Annotated in this window: 16 protein-coding genes and 1 riboswitch; of the genes, 3 read left to right on the forward strand and 13 right to left on the reverse strand. The window is 36.8% G+C overall.

The genetic code is table 11. The features are described from left to right. Window positions 1-111: 111 nt before the first annotated feature. The 3 genes from T479_RS20165 to T479_RS20175 all read right to left on the reverse strand — a co-directional run bounded on the left by T479_RS20165 (window position 112) and on the right by T479_RS20175 (window position 4,452). On the reverse strand, window positions 112-1,401 hold the full coding sequence (locus T479_RS20165) for a globin-coupled sensor protein (RefSeq protein ID WP_024363964.1): 1,290 nt from the start codon (window positions 1,399-1,401) through the stop codon (window positions 112-114). A gap of 677 nt (window positions 1,402-2,078) precedes the next feature. Then, entirely contained in the window at window positions 2,079-3,365 is a 1,287-nt protein-coding gene (locus T479_RS20170; protein WP_024363963.1) for an SEL1-like repeat protein, read from the reverse strand. Between the two features lie 73 nt (window positions 3,366-3,438). Then, the gene (locus T479_RS20175; protein WP_025220677.1) at window positions 3,439-4,452 is read right to left on the reverse strand and encodes a YdcF family protein; all 1,014 of its coding nucleotides are present in this window, start codon (window positions 4,450-4,452) and stop codon (window positions 3,439-3,441) included. A gap of 185 nt (window positions 4,453-4,637) precedes the next feature. On the opposite strand from T479_RS20175, the gene T479_RS20180 reads away from it, so the two are divergent. Beyond that, window positions 4,638-5,114 carry a hypothetical protein gene (locus T479_RS20180; protein ID WP_024363961.1) on the forward strand — a complete coding sequence of 159 codons (477 nt, stop codon included), beginning with the start codon at window positions 4,638-4,640 and terminating at the stop codon, window positions 5,112-5,114. Then, the gene (locus T479_RS20185; RefSeq protein ID WP_024363960.1) at window positions 5,102-5,389 is read left to right on the forward strand and encodes a DUF2653 family protein; all 288 of its coding nucleotides are present in this window, start codon (window positions 5,102-5,104) and stop codon (window positions 5,387-5,389) included. The genes T479_RS20180 and T479_RS20185 overlap by 13 nt, the downstream gene beginning before the upstream one ends. 259 nt (window positions 5,390-5,648) lie before the next feature. On the opposite strand, the gene T479_RS20190 is transcribed toward T479_RS20185, so the two are convergent. The 5 genes from T479_RS20190 to T479_RS20210 all read right to left on the reverse strand — a co-directional run bounded on the left by T479_RS20190 (window position 5,649) and on the right by T479_RS20210 (window position 10,784). Beyond that, window positions 5,649-7,268, reverse strand: coding sequence for an S-layer homology domain-containing protein (locus T479_RS20190; protein WP_025220678.1), 1,620 nt, complete (start codon window positions 7,266-7,268; stop codon window positions 5,649-5,651). Window positions 7,269-7,372: 104 nt separating this feature from the next. Then, window positions 7,373-8,494: an endonuclease Q family protein gene (locus T479_RS20195; RefSeq protein WP_227665475.1), complete on the reverse strand. Its 1,122-nt coding sequence runs from the start codon at window positions 8,492-8,494 to the stop codon at window positions 7,373-7,375. Between the two features lie 117 nt (window positions 8,495-8,611). After that, window positions 8,612-8,782, reverse strand: a complete 171-nt coding sequence (locus T479_RS20200) for a hypothetical protein (protein WP_172583029.1) — start codon at window positions 8,780-8,782, stop codon at window positions 8,612-8,614. 167 nt (window positions 8,783-8,949) lie between these two features. Then, window positions 8,950-9,732 (reverse strand): ABC transporter ATP-binding protein, encoded by a 783-nt coding sequence (locus tag T479_RS20205; protein ID WP_025220680.1) that lies wholly within the window; start codon window positions 9,730-9,732, stop codon window positions 8,950-8,952. Window positions 9,733-9,737: 5 nt separating this feature from the next. After that, window positions 9,738-10,784, reverse strand: a complete 1,047-nt coding sequence (locus T479_RS20210; protein WP_025220681.1) for a FecCD family ABC transporter permease — start codon at window positions 10,782-10,784, stop codon at window positions 9,738-9,740. Window positions 10,785-10,931: 147 nt separating this feature from the next. Continuing rightward, window positions 10,932-11,125: riboswitch (cobalamin riboswitch) on the reverse strand. 152 nt (window positions 11,126-11,277) lie between these two features. Here T479_RS20210 and T479_RS20215 point away from each other — a divergent pair. Further along, window positions 11,278-11,874: a YdhK family protein gene (locus tag T479_RS20215; protein WP_025220682.1), complete on the forward strand. Its 597-nt coding sequence runs from the start codon at window positions 11,278-11,280 to the stop codon at window positions 11,872-11,874. Window positions 11,875-12,189: 315 nt separating this feature from the next. On the opposite strand, the gene T479_RS20220 is transcribed toward T479_RS20215, so the two are convergent. The 5 genes from T479_RS20220 to T479_RS20240 all read right to left on the reverse strand — a co-directional run bounded on the left by T479_RS20220 (window position 12,190) and on the right by T479_RS20240 (window position 16,860). Further along, window positions 12,190-12,882, reverse strand: a complete 693-nt coding sequence (locus T479_RS20220) for a response regulator transcription factor (RefSeq protein WP_024363954.1) — start codon at window positions 12,880-12,882, stop codon at window positions 12,190-12,192. Window positions 12,883-12,888: 6 nt separating this feature from the next. Next, window positions 12,889-14,253, reverse strand: a complete 1,365-nt coding sequence (locus T479_RS20225; protein ID WP_137036930.1) for a sensor histidine kinase — start codon at window positions 14,251-14,253, stop codon at window positions 12,889-12,891. A 289-nt stretch (window positions 14,254-14,542) separates the two neighbouring features. After that, a complete protein-coding gene (locus T479_RS20230) occupies window positions 14,543-15,085 on the reverse strand; it encodes an NADPH-dependent FMN reductase (protein ID WP_024363953.1) in 543 nt (180 codons plus the stop codon). A 63-nt stretch (window positions 15,086-15,148) separates the two neighbouring features. After that, window positions 15,149-15,766 carry a nitroreductase family protein gene (locus T479_RS20235; protein ID WP_025220683.1) on the reverse strand — a complete coding sequence of 206 codons (618 nt, stop codon included), beginning with the start codon at window positions 15,764-15,766 and terminating at the stop codon, window positions 15,149-15,151. Between the two features lie 110 nt (window positions 15,767-15,876). Beyond that, window positions 15,877-16,860 (reverse strand): ring-cleaving dioxygenase, encoded by a 984-nt coding sequence (locus T479_RS20240; protein ID WP_025220684.1) that lies wholly within the window; start codon window positions 16,858-16,860, stop codon window positions 15,877-15,879. Window positions 16,861-16,890 lie beyond the last annotated feature (30 nt).

Consider the following 16,890-nt stretch of genomic DNA (forward strand, 5'->3'; position numbering starts at 1 on the left):
AACAATAACGTTCAACCCATTACAAATTTAGCAACACTATAAAGTGTCAGGCACTCAAACAATTCGAAATTGTTTGAGTGCCTGACACCGAAAGTTACACCGAAAGTTCAACTAGTTTAAGTTTTGTGCGACATTTGCTAATTTGTCAGCTGAATTTGTTACTTCATTAAATGCTAGCCCAAGCTCATGAAGGACCTGAGCTACGGCCTGAACCTCTTTTTCCATAAGGTCATTTTGACACTTAGCTTCTGTCATTGCATCTAAAATTTTATTAAACTGTCCTTCAGTTTGAGCCATGTTCTCCTCACCTGAAGCAACCTCTGCCTGAATATTACTAAGCGAATATGCCAGTTTAGACGTTCGCTCTGTCGTTTTTTCTAATAATTTTGCAACGGATGTAACAGATTCTTTCGTCTGACTAGACAATTTACGTACTTCCTCTGCCACAACACTAAAGCCTTTCCCCGCCTCTCCAGCGCGGGCTGCTTCAATAGCTGCATTTAAAGCAAGCAGATTTGTTTGGTTGGCAATGTTCGTTACAACATTCATAATCGCTTCCATTTCTTTCGACATATCCGTTAATTGTTTAATATTATCCGTAATATCATCCACTGACTGAATAATATTACACATATTTTGAGATTGATGTTGTAAGCATTCGCGACCTTCTATTGCTTGACTTTCTGCTAACGTACTCACCTGAAGCGATTTTTTTGCCAATTGCTTAATTTCATGTGATTGATTATTTAATAGATGGAAGGAGGCATTTGTTTCTTGTGAAATGGTCGCTAATCCTTCTGACGATTCCACAATTTTTTTCTCAACTGCTTCTTTCTCACGTTCAACGTTTTCCTTCAGTTGCTCAATTGTACTTTCGAACGCTTCTAATACAAGTTGCTGCTCGAAATTAGAAATTTTAGAAATTGCTCGTATTGTATTCAATTGGTCTTTCGGATGCACTACATGTTCTTCAACTAAATCAATAAATGACATGGTTAAATCTTGGAAAGCACAAATATACCATTGTGTTCTCAGTCCGATATGTACATGCACTTTGGCGATATTTACTCGTCTTTTATAAAATTCCTCATCAATTGTACCGTTAAACATTTCAATAATGTGACGACGCAATGTGACCTTCAATTTATCCACAGAACTATGTTTATTAATAATATCTACTAAACTATGCTCAGTTCCAATCATTTCATAAAACCGGTCAACGATGTGATTTATGTTGTCCTCAACAAATGGTTTAAAAGCTTTTAAATATTGTAAATCTTCTTTTGTCAAATTTAGCATTTCAATTTGCTTAACCAGTGTTCGAGAGTTCGGAACATCCATTGTCACCGAGTATTGCTGTAAATCTAACGTCATTGCCTTTTTCTGTTTTTGAAAAATCACACTTTTCCCTCTTTCATTACGTGTTCTTTTGAAAAGCTGAGCAAAAATCCCATTTCCGTTTACCCAAATATATTGACAAATCTATGAAAAGATACCACAACCATTAATAAATTTACAAGAAAATAATATAACAAAATAACATCATAATAAGCAGTAATTCATTATTTTTCATTATTAAAATCACTCATATACATTATACATTTTTAATATAATTGTCAATTTATTATATCCTATATTTTTCCATAAATTAGCGTACAGTTTAAACGTAAACTAAATGGTCTTCAACTGTTAAATTGCAATAAAACGCTATCATAATTTTTTTCAGTAGCTATTTCTACAGTATTTATTAGAATTTACGTATTCCCTCTGCAACACTACATGTAATATTAAGTATCTGTAATTTCAATATCTCCCCTTCGGCCATTTATTAAGAGTCCTTTATCCTGTTTTTTTATTTAAAAATGAATATAATTAACCATTGTAAATTTTGTTAATAAATAGCATAAAATAACCATTCTATTAACAGTTCACCCCTGTAAAAACGAATTCTCTCCCATATCATTTTTCTATGTATAGATATATGACCACTATTTGCTCATCCACCACAATAAAAAACCGCAACGCCTAGTTCACAGCTAACCGTTACGGGTAAATTTCAATATCATAAGATTTCAAATTTAAAGTTCTTCTAATTCTTCTAGTAAAACGGTTGCTTCTTCTATACCTGCTTCTGCCGCAAGTCCATACCATTTTTTCGCTTCTTTAATATTACGTGGTATTCCCTCACCTTTGTTATAAATATGACCAAGCTGCAATTTTGCTTCAGGGTCTCCTTGGAGTGAGGCTTGCTTGAACCAATGAATACCTTTTTCAATATTACGAATCCCCGTTAAACCCTTGCTCCAAATAAAGCCCAAATCATAAAATGCATCTACATGATATTGTTCAGCCGCTCTTTCAAACCAATATAAACCACGATTTATATCCCGCGCTTGACCTAAGTGACCTTCTAAATAAATCCCACCTAGTCTGTATTGCGCTTCAACATAGCCTGCCTCAGCCGAATTTTTATAAAAGGCAAATGCTTTCTCTTCATCTATTGCAACACCTAACCCTTGTTCATGCATAAGACCTAATGTAAACATTGCCTCTGCCACCCCTTGTGCGGCAGCAATCTCGAACCAATGTTTAGCAAGTGACATATTTTCTGGTACACTCTCACCATTCAAATACATATCCGCTAAATTATTTGCCGCATCTGCATGCCCTTGTTGCGCTGCAGCTTCGTATAACTTAAAAGCACGATCATAACTCTCTTCTACACCAATTCCTTCAAAATAATAGTTACCAAGAGCATATTGGGCATTCGCATTATCTTGTTTTGCCGCTAATTCAAACCACTTAATCGACTTTTTCGGTTGGAAAAATGTATCCTCATTTGCACTATAATATTCTCCAAGTTCAAATTGGGCATCTGCATCTTGTTCTTCAATCGCAGCTTTGTATAAATCGATGATTTCTTCATGGTCTAAATCTTCTTCTTCAAAAACAGCAACTGTTTCGTCCTGATGTGTAAAATACCATTCCAGGACATCGAGGACATCATCAACAACCTCCGTTGTATACGCTAACTTCTCTAAGGAAGTAATTTGCCATATTAAAATATATATCGGGAGTGGGATTGCCTCACGCAATACATCATCATATTCTGCTAACAGCGTTAGTACATTGTCTTGCACTGTTTGTGTTTGCTCAGGATGTACTATTTGTAAGTGTCGCTGATGTTTTTTTCTTAGCAATCCCTGAATAACTTGATAGAGCATCTTTTGCAAGGTTGTCAGTTGTACTTCATCCAATATGAGTAAAGTGAGGTTTTGTGCAAACCATGTATTCTGTATATTTGTTGATTGTTGTAAGGACTCCGTTCGCTCCTTATTTTGCTTTGCTAAAAATTGCCCGTACATTTCATTTCCCCCCTTGCACACTATGTAAAAAAACTGCCTTGCTATTATTATATGGAAGGCAGTTCAAGAATGGTTACACATATGCTCTTAACATTAGTCCTACAAATAACGTAATGACGAAAAAGAGCGTTATATGTCCCCATTCATACATTTCTAACAAACCGATAAATTCACGAGTAAAAGCGTTAGGTATATAATATAACGCTGTTTTAGAGCCTACACCTTGTGCATCAAGCTTTGCCCTTCTTGCATAAATACTCGCTCGAAATACATGAAAATTATTCGTAACAAAAAGTGAACGGTACTCTTTCCCTTGCGCATGCGCATCCATAATCGCTTTAGAGAACGCCATATTTTGCTCTGTATTTGTCGACCGATCTTCCATCAATATTTTCCGATTCGGTATTTGATGTTTATCTATCATATATGTTTCCATCGCAAACGCTTCTGAAACTTGTTCATCGCGCCCTTGCCCACCCGAGACGATAATAAAAGGTCGCTCTCCATATTTTTTATATTGCTTGACTGCCTCATCTAAACGGCTTGCTAATAGAGGAGGAACTTTATCACCAATAAGGCCAGATCCCAGCACAAGAATATAATCAGGTTCATATGTTATCGGTGCAAAATGATAAATGATAGCGTAGACCATCACACTTGTATATAAAAATACTGTATAAGCAAAAATCAAAAACGCATAAAAGAAAAGAATATGCCAAACAGGATTTTCAATATTCGTAAAGAATACGAAAACATAGCCAATCATCATTGCAAAGAAAGCCAAGCCAAACACAGCTAGTAATACATTTCGAAATCTTCGCCCTTCTTTTTCAAGCAGGATTTTACTATTGAAAAACATCGCAATGGATAGTATTAACATGATACCTGGTATAATACCGAACAACGTCATGATACCCATTTTGGACACAATACCTTGTTCGTTAATAAATAAATCATAACGTGTTGTCATACCTACAAATACATTCAACCCTATTAAGCCTAAAACGACAGCGTTAATAAAGCGTCTTTTTTCTGTAATATACAGCATTAAAAATATTGAAATTAATAATGTCATTGTTGGAAGCACTGCATTTACTCCTTTCCTTCCTTCCTATTCCCATTCAGCAGTATGCTGACACTACTTGTTCATATATTGCAAATTTCCTAAATTACAGGTAGTGAATATTTTATTTTTCACTATAGTTCATGTAAAATTACTATTAAGAACTATTTTATGATAAAACAAAAAATTATTTTGGAGGAATGTAAGTAATGAAAAAAATTCTTGCTGCTCTTTTTGCAGCGACACTAATGTTTGCATCAGTTGGCGCAACACTATTAATATCAGACACACCAACTGCAGAAGCGAAATCATATAAGTCAGGTAAAAAAGGCTTCTCAAACAACAACAATAGCTCAAATATCCAAAAATCTCAGGATAATTCTAAAGACCAAAATAATGCTACAACAAATAAAAATAATACTACGTCTACAAACAAAACAGATTCAACTACTGCAAAAAAAGGTGGCTTTTTCTCTGGCGGCCTTATGAAGGGCTTAATGCTAGGTGGTTTAGCAGGTTTACTATTCGGTAGTCTATTTAGTAGTTTAGGTATGCTTGGTAATATTTTAGGTTTATTAATTAATATCGCTGCTATTGCTGTAATTGTGATGCTTGTCGTGAAAATTATCAATATGTTTAAAGACAAAAAGCGTAAAGAACAGGAAGCTACACAATGGCACAAATAATTAACGAGCAAGATATTATCAATGCAATTTGTCTTTCACAGGCTTACCATCTAAATGTTCGCCCTGAAGACGTACTTGTTGAGCTAACGTACGAAGATGAGACAGGCTTCGGCGCGGAAGTCGAAACAAACGGTCAAATCGAAGTATTGAATACCGCTGCTATGATTGGCGCATTACGTGTATGGATTAAAGACGTCCTACACGGCGATCCTTTCTCAACTGGTATTGAGCTAATTTTAGATGATGAAGAAGGCATTATTGCCAAACTATCATAGTTTAAAATCCATTAGGTCTGTTGAGTTTGTCCAGATTATTTAAGCATTAGTCTGTGACATCTACTGAAAGACCACTCATAGTTCAGCGTTGATTTAACACTCATCCCTGACTTATTGAAGTAGAGTACCTCTACTCACTATTAAAACAAATAGCCGTTCAATAAATCTTCTTAGTGGATTTATTGAACGGCTTTTTAATAGTTAGCTTAACCGTAATGACCTCTGACAAATTCGCTTTCAAGAAGTTCCTAAAGAAGGTTTATTTCAAACGTTCACTAAAGTTCACTAATATTTTAGCAGCATGGCTTCTCTTTGTTGGGGCTTCAGGAGAAAATCTTCCCTCACTTCCTGCAACAATACCAAGCTCATACAGCATTGTGATGGCATTTTTCGTTTCATCATTGTAGCTAGTTATATCGGTAAACGGTGTTTGATTTTTCACAACATATGTTTGGTTAAACTGTTTTTCATAAGCACGATTTATCATTAATGCTAATTGCGCGCGCGTAATAGGCTGGCTTGGATTAAACTTGCCATCCGACCCCTTCACAAGACCATGTGCATAAGCAGCAGCAATTTCTGACTGTGTTTCGGCATCGTAGCTCGCTATATCTGTGAAAGGCGCTTTGCTAGTTGTTGTTAAACCTAAGCTTCTAACAAGCATCGCTGCTGCCTGTGCGCGTGTAATATTTTGTTCAGGTCTAAAAGTACCATCAGCATAGCCCTTCATCATGCCTCTTGCAGCCGCTTTTTGAATGAACTCCTTTGCCCAATGATTTTCTATATCTAAAAATTGCACTTTACTGCCTGTTGTAAAAGTTGCAGTTGGACTTTGCACACTTTCATTCCCTGCCGCATCTATCGCTTTTATGGCAACAGTATAAGTAGTATTATCTACTAAACTATCGAGCGTTATAGCTGTTTGATTGGCATCGACTGTAGAGTAGAGTGTATTATTCAAATACACATGATAGTTCGTAACCCCTTCATTATCAGTTGCCGCTAGCCATTTTACAGTCGCCCCTGTACTACTATTAACATTGACTTGGATTGCTGAAGAAGCATCCCATAGTGAACTTGCTTTAATAGCTGGTAAAAATGCCTGCTTTGCTACTGCTAAATAACCTGCTTCACTTAAATGAATGTTTTCTGGATTTGGCAAAAAGTTAGGTACATCTTTCGCCACTACGTCATATGTTGGCACAAATATTGCACCTGCTTTCTCAGCAGTTGTTTTAATAGAAGCATTCATTAGGCCTAAAAGCATTTTAAACTGTGATTGCAAGTCTTCGCTGTAATAAGGGAAAGAATTATAATAGCCCATCACGTAAATTTGTACCTGTGGATTTAACTTCTTTATTTCCTTGAGTATTGCCGCTATATTATTTATAGCTTCTTGAGATGCCTTTATAATGGCGGCTGTATCAATACCAGTTGTTGACGATTGTTTTAGAATTGGCAATAAATCATTAGCACCAGCAGTTAACGTAATCAGCTCTGCCTCTTGAATTGAAGCTCTAAGCTTTGCACGATCATTTGTATAACCAAACCCCGTCACTGGCTTTTCTACATCATCTTGTAAGTCTTTTAACACATTTTTAGTTGTATACCCCGAATAGGCAAACCCTTTATTATAGGATGTAAGTAAACCTTCTTGTTGTAATGCCTGTGCTACAAAATCTGTATAGCCTAAGCCAATGGCTCCGACTTCATTCATACCATGTGCTAATGAATCACCTAGCGCTATGTAATCAGCCTGTACAACCCAGCTTGGCGCTATATGATCTTCTTTCTTTTCCGCACTCGCACCTACAGGTATTGTTAATTGTAAAGCTAGCATGCTAGCAGCTAAAAAACGAAATTTTTTTGAAAATTGCATATACCCACTCCTCCTGCTCATCTACTAATTACTAGTTTACTAGATTAAGGATAAAAGTGGGTGCATTATATTGTAAATACTTTGGCTAGCATTCTTTTCCTGCTCTATTTATGCTGTACCTTTCCATAGACACCTCCACCACCAATCTCAATATGTAATTGTCCCGTTCTCGCTAAATCAATCATCGTAGCTATTTTCTGTGGCACAATTTCCTCGAGTTGCTCGGTCGTGATACGGTGTAAAACCGTCATTTCAGTCCCAAATGCATGTAATAATCTTTCCATCATTTTCGGACCTAAACCTGGTATAAAATCAAGTGGTACTTGATGGATGTATGGTGGTCTTTCACGTTCATCAACATACGGCTCTGATAGTTCCTTAATACGTGTCGCAACACCTTTAATAATTTTCGAGCTTGCACAAGATGTACAAAGCGTATCGTCTGCACTTAGCTGTTTACCACAATTAGCACAAACAGTTTGATAATATTTGCCGAGCAATGGATTTAACCCATAATTCGCCACTACTGCCCGCCCATCCTGTTCATGAAGCGCCATCTTTAATTCGCTAAAATTAGCCGCCATTAATTTTAGTTTTTGATATTCACGAGCCATTTTCCCAAGCGAATGTGCATCAGAGTTTGTAACAAATGTATAGGCTTGAAGTTCTTTTATGTTTTTGACCATATTGGAATCAGAACTTAAACCAAGCTCTATAGCATCTATAAGCAGTGGATTGAATACTTCTGTTAAGCTTATATGAACACCTTTTCCAAATAAACTTTTAAATGGCGTAAAAACATGTGCTGGAATAAAAAGCCCCCCTAATTCCCGCACTTTTTGTTGTACAGTTTGGCCTTCACAATAAATACGCTGTGAACTTAAATGGATGTTTTTCATATACTGGCTCATCCAATTCGAAAAATTCTCCATCACTTGAATAGTAGGGAAATAAGCTAGCACATGAATTGGTCCATGGCAGGAGCTATCATATATTTCGATTTCAGAACCTGGAATAAGCGTTGTTTCTTGAAATCGGAGTCCACCTTGCGATAACTCCTTTAGTTTGCCTTGTTGTATCATTATATTCATTTCAGCAATGACTTCTGGTGAATGACAATCAATAATGCCGATAATATCAAGCCCTTTTTTGGCACTAGCCATCTCTAAAATTCGTGCTAATGTTAACGTTTTACTCCCAGTAATTTTCACTGCGCGCCCACTCATTGTTCGTCCAATATGAATATGTAAATCTGCATAATAGTCATGAAACAATGTACACATCTCCTTTTGTTTTATTATAAAATGAAAAAACCTTACATTGCTGCAAGGTATTTTCAAGCATTAGGATGGATGGTTTTGATGAGCGCCTTTATCAGTCTCGTACGAACCTGAACCTTGGTTTGGCATTGCTGCTGAATCATATGCAACCAATGTAACGCCAATTTTCTTTTCGAGTTCATTAATTTTTTCAAGCTGTGTGTGATCTAATTGTGCAAATTTTACTTCTTCCATATTCATCACGCATCCTTTCAAAAATAACGTTCCCCGAATATCTCACAACTATACAAACGACCATTAGTTATTTCTTTAATTATATTGCCTAGTATGTACATACTAAAAAAGCATTCTACAGCGGAAAAGTCCACAGTCTTCGTACCCTTATGCTACGTGGAAATTGTTCAAAAATTGTTTGAGTGACTGGCACTTAAATAGGTTAAATATGGTTTGCCTGTTAGTGGATGTGTTTGAATGTCGGCGCATACTCCAAAAACATCATCCAGCAGCTTAGGTGTTAACACTTCTTCTGGCGTACCATATTGAACGATACGACCTTGTTGTAAAACATAAATGTAGTCGCAGTACATCGCAGCCATATTTAAATCATGTAAGGCGGCGACAACCGTCAAATGCAGTGTTTGAATTAAATCCATTAGTTGTAATTGATGGTGGATATCTAAATGATTTGTCGGCTCATCTAAAATAAGTATCTGTGCTTGCTGTGCAAGTGCACGCGCAACCATCACTCTCTTTTTTTCCCCTCCAGAAAGGGAACTAAAACTACGTGTTTCTAAATGGGCAATACCTGTTTGAGACAAGGCTTCTTTTACAATATTAAAGTCTTCCTTATTGTCCATCTCAAAAAGTTTTTTATGTGGTGTTCTTCCCATACTCACTAAATCTTTTACTTGAAAGTCGAACAACACAGGCGTTTCTTGACTGACAACTGCTAATTTCTTTGCGATGACTTTACTTGATTGCTTAAATATATCTTGCTCATTTAATAGCACTGTACCGCTTTCTGGCTTTAATAAACGATACATATTTTTTAATAGTGTAGACTTTCCGCTACCATTAGGGCCAATCAACCCAACAAACTGCTTTGCTTTTATTTGAATGCTTACTTTCTCTAATATGCACTGATCATGAATGGAGAATGATACTTCCTTTGCTTCTAATGTCATCACCTTTAATCCCCTTCACCAAATGAATAATTGTTTCGACGTAGTAGCCAAATGAAAAATGGTCCCCCACAAAAAGCAGTAATAATACCAATCGGCATTTCTTCTGGGGCTATTAATACACGCGCTAACGCATCAGCCCAAACTAGAAAAATTCCCCCTAACAATGCACTTATGGGGATAACATGTTTATAATTAGAGCCAACTAACAAGCGTACGATATGCGGAATAATTAAACCAACAAACCCGATGGACCCACTTACTGCAACGAGCACACCTGTCAGTAAAGATACGAGTACTATTAGCTGTATGCGAAACTGTTGAAGATTTACCCCTAACGTGACGGCCGCTTCTTCCCCAAGTAGTAATAAATTCAGATTTCGATAGTATAGCCACAACAACCCAAATACGATAAAAAAGACAATGACTGGAATAAATAAATTACTCCATTTTGCTCCTGCGAGACTGCCTAACATCCAATACATAACGGCTTTCATCCCGCCCTCTTCCTTAGACATCATTAACATAAAATTCGAAGTGGCAGATAAGATAAAGGACACCGCCATCCCCGCTAGTAAAAGGCGAAAAATCGAAATACGTCCTCCTACACGCGACAACAAAAATACTAAGACAATTGCCATAAAAGAGCCTAAAAAAGCAGAGACTGAAAGGGCGTAGATACCTAAAAATGAAAACGCCCCTAAAATAATGACAGCCGTTGCGCCCACTGTTGCTCCCGAAGAAATACCTAAAATATACGGATCGGCTATCGAATTACGGACTAGTGCTTGAACAGCAGCACCAGCAACCGCTAAGCCTGCACCAACAACAGCCGCTAGGATCACGCGAGGAACACGGATTTGCCATATAATAATCTCTTGCGAACGACTCCAATCCTCCTCTATAACATGAGGGAATAATGGCATTTTCGAAAGAATTACCTTCCATACATGTAACGGCGTAACTGACACAGACCCAATCATAATGGCCACTGTCATAGACGCAATGAGCACTAGAAAAAGGGTCAAAGAAAATAACATAAATTTTTTATTCATTTGGTTATAACTCCTTATCAATCATGATAAAGACGAAGCAATAAAAAAGGGCATTCTACGCATACATGCATAGAAATACCCTTAGCTAAACAAATTAGGAGAAATATCCATCAATTGTCCGTAATTGCTTGCATCCTCGTGGGCATTACAGGTATGAACTAACTGGCAGGTCTCCTGGCTTCGATTCATCGTATCTACGATTGCCTTCCCATTTAAAAATAGTGGCTATACTATCATAGAACTCCTCGTTACAGTTGCGGGACAGCGTCGGATTTACACCGACTTCCCTTTTAAGTGATGCTCGTGTTTACAAGCGTCACACCATTAGTATCTGAAATTTTAAAATTATGACGATTCTATCATACATCATTATCGTAGTCTATTATTTCCTTCATTTAGGAATCTATCTTTCCTCATTTCAAACTAAATGCATCATTTCTGCACATTTACTTGCTACATTAAAGACACATCCAAATCGAAGGAGGAAATTCATATGGTATTAAATAAAAATCGGCTCCTAATGTTAGTAGCAGCAATTGCTTTACTAATACTTTCAGCTTGTGCTGATAATACAGCGAAGTCAGAATCTGCTCAAAGCGACAAAACAGACCACGGCGAAGAGATGGATCATGGGGATGAAATGGAGCATTCCATGATGAATCATTCAAGCTCTGGTGAAGTTCCAGCCACTTTAAAAACAGCCGAAAATCCAAAGTTCCCTGTCGGCAGTAAGGCTATTCTTACAGATGGCCATATGTCAGGAATGACAGGAGCCGAAGCAACAATTGTCGGCGCTTACGATACGACAGCATACATTATTTCATTTGAGCCTACTACTGGTGGTAAGACAATTGAAAATCATAAATGGTTGATTCATGAGGAATTAATCGACCCAGGTGAAGCACCTTTATCACCAGGAACAGAAGTAAAAACTGATGCTACCCATATGACAGGCATGGAAAATGCGACTGTACGCATTGATGATGCCGTACAAACGACTGTCTATATGGTCGATTTTGCTTTAACAACTACTGGTGAAGAAATGAAAAATCATAAATGGGTGACTGATAGCGAGCTAGCGACAAAATAATGAGGTTGGGACAAAAGAGAAAAGGTGTTAGATTGATGGCAGTCAATCTAACACCTTTTTTGCTACGCCGTTGTTGTCCACTACGGCGGTGCTTTCCGCTCAGCACAGTAATCCGCAACCCTCGCTAACGCGCGGTCTGTTACGTCTTACATTGTATGCTGTTCTGAGCAGGAGTCACCGCTTCCGCTACCAACAACTAGTGAACACTTCTAATTTTTTTAATTGCAAAAGCAAGAAAAGATAAGTTCTCCATATAGCAAAAATTTATGAACACCTTTCCTCTGTTCCTTAAATTTTTTTAGTTATGTCCCAGCCTCATTCTAAAACCTTTTTGTCACCGCTTTTATGCCATTTATAGCCGATTCCCCACACTGTCTGTAAATAATCATCCACTGGAAAGCCACTTTTTCGAAGCTTATCCCGTAAATTGCGGACATGTGAATCAATCGTTCGGTCTTCAATTGCTACATTATATCCCCATACAGTGTTGATTAAATGCTCTCTAGAGAAAACTTTATTTTGATAATCAAGAAATAACGCTAACATCAAAAATTCTTTTGGCGTTAAAGAAATCATCTCTTGGTGAAAAGATAACTCAAAGGATTCTTTATTTAAGCGTAGCCCTTCGAAATTAATAACGATTTCTTCAGCCTTTGTTCTTCTTAAAACAGCCTGTATACGCGCTAACAATTCTTCCTCATCGAAAGGCTTTAAAATATAGTCGTCAGCTCCAAGATTTAGCCCTTTTATAATATCAGCCTGTTCCCCTTTTGCCGTAAGCATAATAACCGGTACGTCCCAAAACTTCCTTATTTCCTGACATACTTGCCAGCCATCCATATCAGGCATCATAATATCTAACAGCACTAAATCTATATGATGTTCTTCTAAATATTCTAAAGCATCTCTTACAGACGACCTAGCAATGCAATGAAAAGAAGGTTCAAGATAAAGGGTAAGTAACTCTAACATCCTTGGTTCATCGTCAATTAATAATAATGTTTTCATTTGTTCCTACTCCTTAAACAATAATTTAAAAGTAGTCCCTTTGTTTTCCTCACTAACAACGGTAATTTCCCCTCCATGTGCATGAACGAGCTCCTTTACAATGGCAAGTCCTAATCCTAAACCGCCATTGGCACGCGTACGAGATTTATCAACCCTATAAAAACGTTCAAAAATATAAGGTAAATCCTTCTGCGGAATTCCTTTTCCGGTATCTTTTATAATAATTGATACGAAATGATTGTTTCTTTCCACTTGTAAGAAAGTCGAATCTCCTGAGGAACAATAAGTCAGCGCATTATTTAACAAATTCAAAAAAATTTGCTCCAACCTTATTGTATCAGCCAATAAAGTTAGTCCCGCTTCACATTGCACAAAAAGGTCAATTTGTTTTTCATGGAAAGCAGGTCTTAACTTTGCCTCAATACTTGCCACAAAGTCATCCATATGAAGACATTCTTTGTTTATAACAAATGCATTTTCATCCATTTTTGCTAAATCAAATAAGTCTTTTATTAACCTTGATAATCGATTCGTTTCCTCAATAATAATACGTAAATACTTTTGACGATCTCGTTCCGATAAATCTCGTTTATAAAGAATATCTGTATAACCTTTTATAAATGTAATCGGTGTTCGCAGCTCATGAGCAATACTCGATAAAAATTCCTTTCTTTCCTCTCGTAAATGATTTAAGTCATTAGATAATAGTTGAATAGCATTCGCAAGATCACTTAATTCATCTTGACCATTCGTTGAAAGGGCTACTGTAAAATCCCCTTTACTCATTTTTAATGTTGCTTCTTTCATTTCAATTAATGGACGAGCAAGCTTTCTAGATAACACAATAATCACTACAATGGTCACCAATCCCGACACAAGCCCAACAATTAGGAAGTGTTTATTTAATCGCTCCATTAAGGCATGGATAGAATCTGTATTTTGGAACATAAAAACATAGCCAATGGTCTTTTGCTGTTTTTGAATTGGACTAACGGTCGCTATATACTTTTCATCTTGCCAATTGTTCTCTAGCACCTGACCATCATAAGGTACACTTGCTCCAAGCCTCTGTAAATATGCTTTTATATCAAGGTGCGGCGAAGAAGTAGCTAAAATTTTGCCAGTACGATCTGCAATCACAACGTCTGTATTATCTCGGGATTCCATTAATACTATATGTGATAACGTTTCCTTTTCGAAATTTTGCTCCAATATCTTTCGATGCGAATTACCCGTTGTCTGCAAGTTTGTTAGTTCTTCATCAACTCTCGAATTCGTCAAAGAAAGATGCAAAAATAACATCATAAATGTTTCGATGCAAAACAATGTGATAAAAAAGATAATGCCAAGCTTTAGTGAAAGTTTTTTCATCCTGTAACCACCTATATTTCAAAATGATAACGTGTAAGTGTGAAGATTTTATGCAGAAGAAAGATACTTCTATTAAATAGTATAAAATAAAAACTACATGCTCATTGATTTTTCACCCTATGTAGTACTTAATGCAAATAAGAATGAGCCCTATATTAGAAAGATATAGGAGGTAAGTTTTCCTCGATTCCTGCTGGAAAAGCATGACTCTTTAGAGCCCGTACAATGCCAACAACCCTAAAAAAGAATGCTAATAAGTATGTCTTATACTTATTAGCATTCTTTTTTATTAAATATAATTTTTAACCCAATCTAAGAAGTTTTCAATTACTGAATCAAGGAATTTGACAGTCCCCTCATCTGTTAAATTACCTTCTGCATCAAATTTTGTGTGGACAGCGCCAATATAAACATCATTACCACTTAGCAATGGTGAATTAATGCCAGGTGAGAATAAAATATCACGTAAATGTAATTGCGCTTTAACCGTTCCTAAGTTCCCCATAGATGCTCCCATCATAAAGGATGGTTTACCAATCATTACTTTATCCACTCGTGATAGCCAATCTATAGCGTTTACCATCACCCCTGGCACCGTTCCGTTATATTCTGGTGTTATCCATAGGACCGCGTCTGCCGCTTTTACTTTTGCTTTGAAATCTAAGACAGTTTGTGGTGCTTCATTTTCAATATCTTGATCGTACATTGGTAAATCTCGTAAGCTTAATACCTCTAGTTCAAACTTTTCTGTATAACGTTTTTGCATAAACTTTGCTAATTGCATATTATAAGATTCTTTACGGATACTACCTACGATTGCTACTACTTTCACGATATTTCCTCCTAAGTGGTTACTATTTTTAATATTGGTTGAGCATTTATATTTTATACTGCATTAATAATAGGTAGTAAACTCTTCAACAGGTTTACGATACCCTCTTAAACCCTTACTACTTTCCTTTTCCTTACCGATTGTCATCATTAGTACAATTTCATGTGTTGCTGGCACATTGAATAGTGCACGCATTTGTTGTTGATCAAAGCCAATCATCGGACATGTATCCCAGCCACGATTTTTAGCTGCTAACATAAAGAGCATAGCCGAAAGTGATGCATTACGAATTGCATCTTCCTTCATAAACACTTCGCCACGTTCTTCGTAAAACTTTGTATTATCGTCTATAAGATTGTCAAGCTCACAGTTTGTAATAATACCTAAATCAACCATACCTTGACTAATATGAGCCGTTTGCTTGTAAGCTTCTTTATCTCCTAATACTAAAATAACACCGGACGCTGAATGTACTTTATATTGACCATATGCAGCCTCACGTACTTTTTCTTTTAATTCTTGATTTAACACAACAATATATTCCGCGTGTTGCAAGTTGAATGCTGAAGGTGCAAGCTTAACATCTTCTAAAATGGGACGGATATCCTCCTCCGTCATTGTAATTCCCTCTATAAAATTATTTGCCGATCGACGTTTATCAATTAACTTTGTAAACTCCATTCTGACGTCCTCCAGTCATTCATTTTGCTTCGGTAGTACTGTCTACAGTCATAATCAAAGACCTAACTAGCATTTACTTTCCAATTTGCATATTGTACAAGGGAAAGTTATTATTCATATTCTTTCTCAAATGGTATCGTACTTCTAACAGTATCAATTGGACGAACAAGTTCTTCAATTTGTGCGCGCTTAGGCTCTAGGAAAGGTGGTAATGATAATTTTTCTCCCAATGTTTCATAAGGTTCATCTCCCATAAAGCCAGGTCCATCTGTCGCCCATTCAAATAAAATTTGAGGTGCTACACGTGCATAGAGCGATTCAAAGAAGTGACGGTTAACGTAACCAGACGTACTGAAGCCAAAGCTTTCTAAACGTTCTGTCCATTCATCTAGAACAGCTCGATCTGCTACACGGAATGCTGCATGGTGCACTGTACCAAACCCTTGACGAGCTACAGGTAAGATGGTGTTATATTCTACAATGATTTGCGCACCGTTCCCTCCCTCTCCTACCTCAAATAAATGGAAGTCTCCTTCTGCTGCTATTTCTGTGAAAAGCATTACTTTTTCTAACATTTCTTTAAAATAAGTAAAATTCGCAACACGTACAAATATTGGCCCTAATCCTGTAATGGCATATTCAAGCGGGATAGGACCATCTTGCCAAGGTGTACCTGCGGCAACACCTTTATTGTTTTCGTCAGATATCAGTTGATACTGTTGATCGTCAAAATCAACAAACGATACGGTTTGCTTACCAAACTGTTCTTTAATGCCTGTATGTTTGATATTTAAGCGATCAAAGCGCTTTACCCAATAAACTAATGCTGCATCCGTTGGTACTCGAAATGATGTTTTGGAAATCTCATTTGTTCCATGTACACCTTTTGGTATGTTCGGGAAGTCAAAGAATGTCATATCTGTACCTGCACTACCCTTATCATCTGCAAAAAATAGGTGATATGTTTGTATATCGTCCTGATTGACTGTTTTTTTTACTAGACGCATTCCGAGTACATACGTGAAAAATTTATAATTTTCTTCAGCACTACTTGTTATCGCTGTTACATGGTGAATCCCTTTTAAATGATTCATAATTAAAAGCCTCCTATTTATCTCGAAATC

The organism is Lysinibacillus sphaericus (genome assembly GCF_000600105.1).
Taxonomy (GTDB): domain Bacteria; phylum Bacillota; class Bacilli; order Bacillales_A; family Planococcaceae; genus Lysinibacillus; species Lysinibacillus sphaericus.

Excerpts from the sequence above, each read along its gene's own strand:
- T479_RS20195 (WP_227665475.1), bottom strand. The coding sequence starts at position 8,494 with ATGAGTGGGCGCGCAGTGAAAATTACTGGGAGTAAAACGTTAACATTA.
- T479_RS20185 (WP_024363960.1), top strand. The coding sequence starts at position 5,102 with ATGGCACAAATAATTAACGAGCAAGATATTATCAATGCAATTTGTCTT.
- T479_RS20170 (WP_024363963.1), bottom strand. The coding sequence starts at position 3,365 with ATGTACGGGCAATTTTTAGCAAAGCAAAATAAGGAGCGAACGGAGTCC.
- T479_RS20220 (WP_024363954.1), bottom strand. The coding sequence starts at position 12,882 with ATGAAAACATTATTATTAATTGACGATGAACCAAGGATGTTAGAGTTA.
- T479_RS20235 (WP_025220683.1), bottom strand. The coding sequence starts at position 15,766 with ATGGAGTTTACAAAGTTAATTGATAAACGTCGATCGGCAAATAATTTT.
- T479_RS20180 (WP_024363961.1), top strand. The coding sequence starts at position 4,638 with ATGAAAAAAATTCTTGCTGCTCTTTTTGCAGCGACACTAATGTTTGCA.
- T479_RS20240 (WP_025220684.1), bottom strand. The coding sequence starts at position 16,860 with ATGAATCATTTAAAAGGGATTCACCATGTAACAGCGATAACAAGTAGT.
- T479_RS20225 (WP_137036930.1), bottom strand. The coding sequence starts at position 14,253 with ATGAAAAAACTTTCACTAAAGCTTGGCATTATCTTTTTTATCACATTG.
- T479_RS20190 (WP_025220678.1), bottom strand. The coding sequence starts at position 7,268 with ATGCAATTTTCAAAAAAATTTCGTTTTTTAGCTGCTAGCATGCTAGCT.
- T479_RS20210 (WP_025220681.1), bottom strand. The coding sequence starts at position 10,784 with ATGAATAAAAAATTTATGTTATTTTCTTTGACCCTTTTTCTAGTGCTC.
- T479_RS20215 (WP_025220682.1), top strand. The coding sequence starts at position 11,278 with ATGGTATTAAATAAAAATCGGCTCCTAATGTTAGTAGCAGCAATTGCT.
- T479_RS20205 (WP_025220680.1), bottom strand. The coding sequence starts at position 9,732 with ATGACATTAGAAGCAAAGGAAGTATCATTCTCCATTCATGATCAGTGC.
- T479_RS20200 (WP_172583029.1), bottom strand. The coding sequence starts at position 8,782 with ATGGAAGAAGTAAAATTTGCACAATTAGATCACACACAGCTTGAAAAA.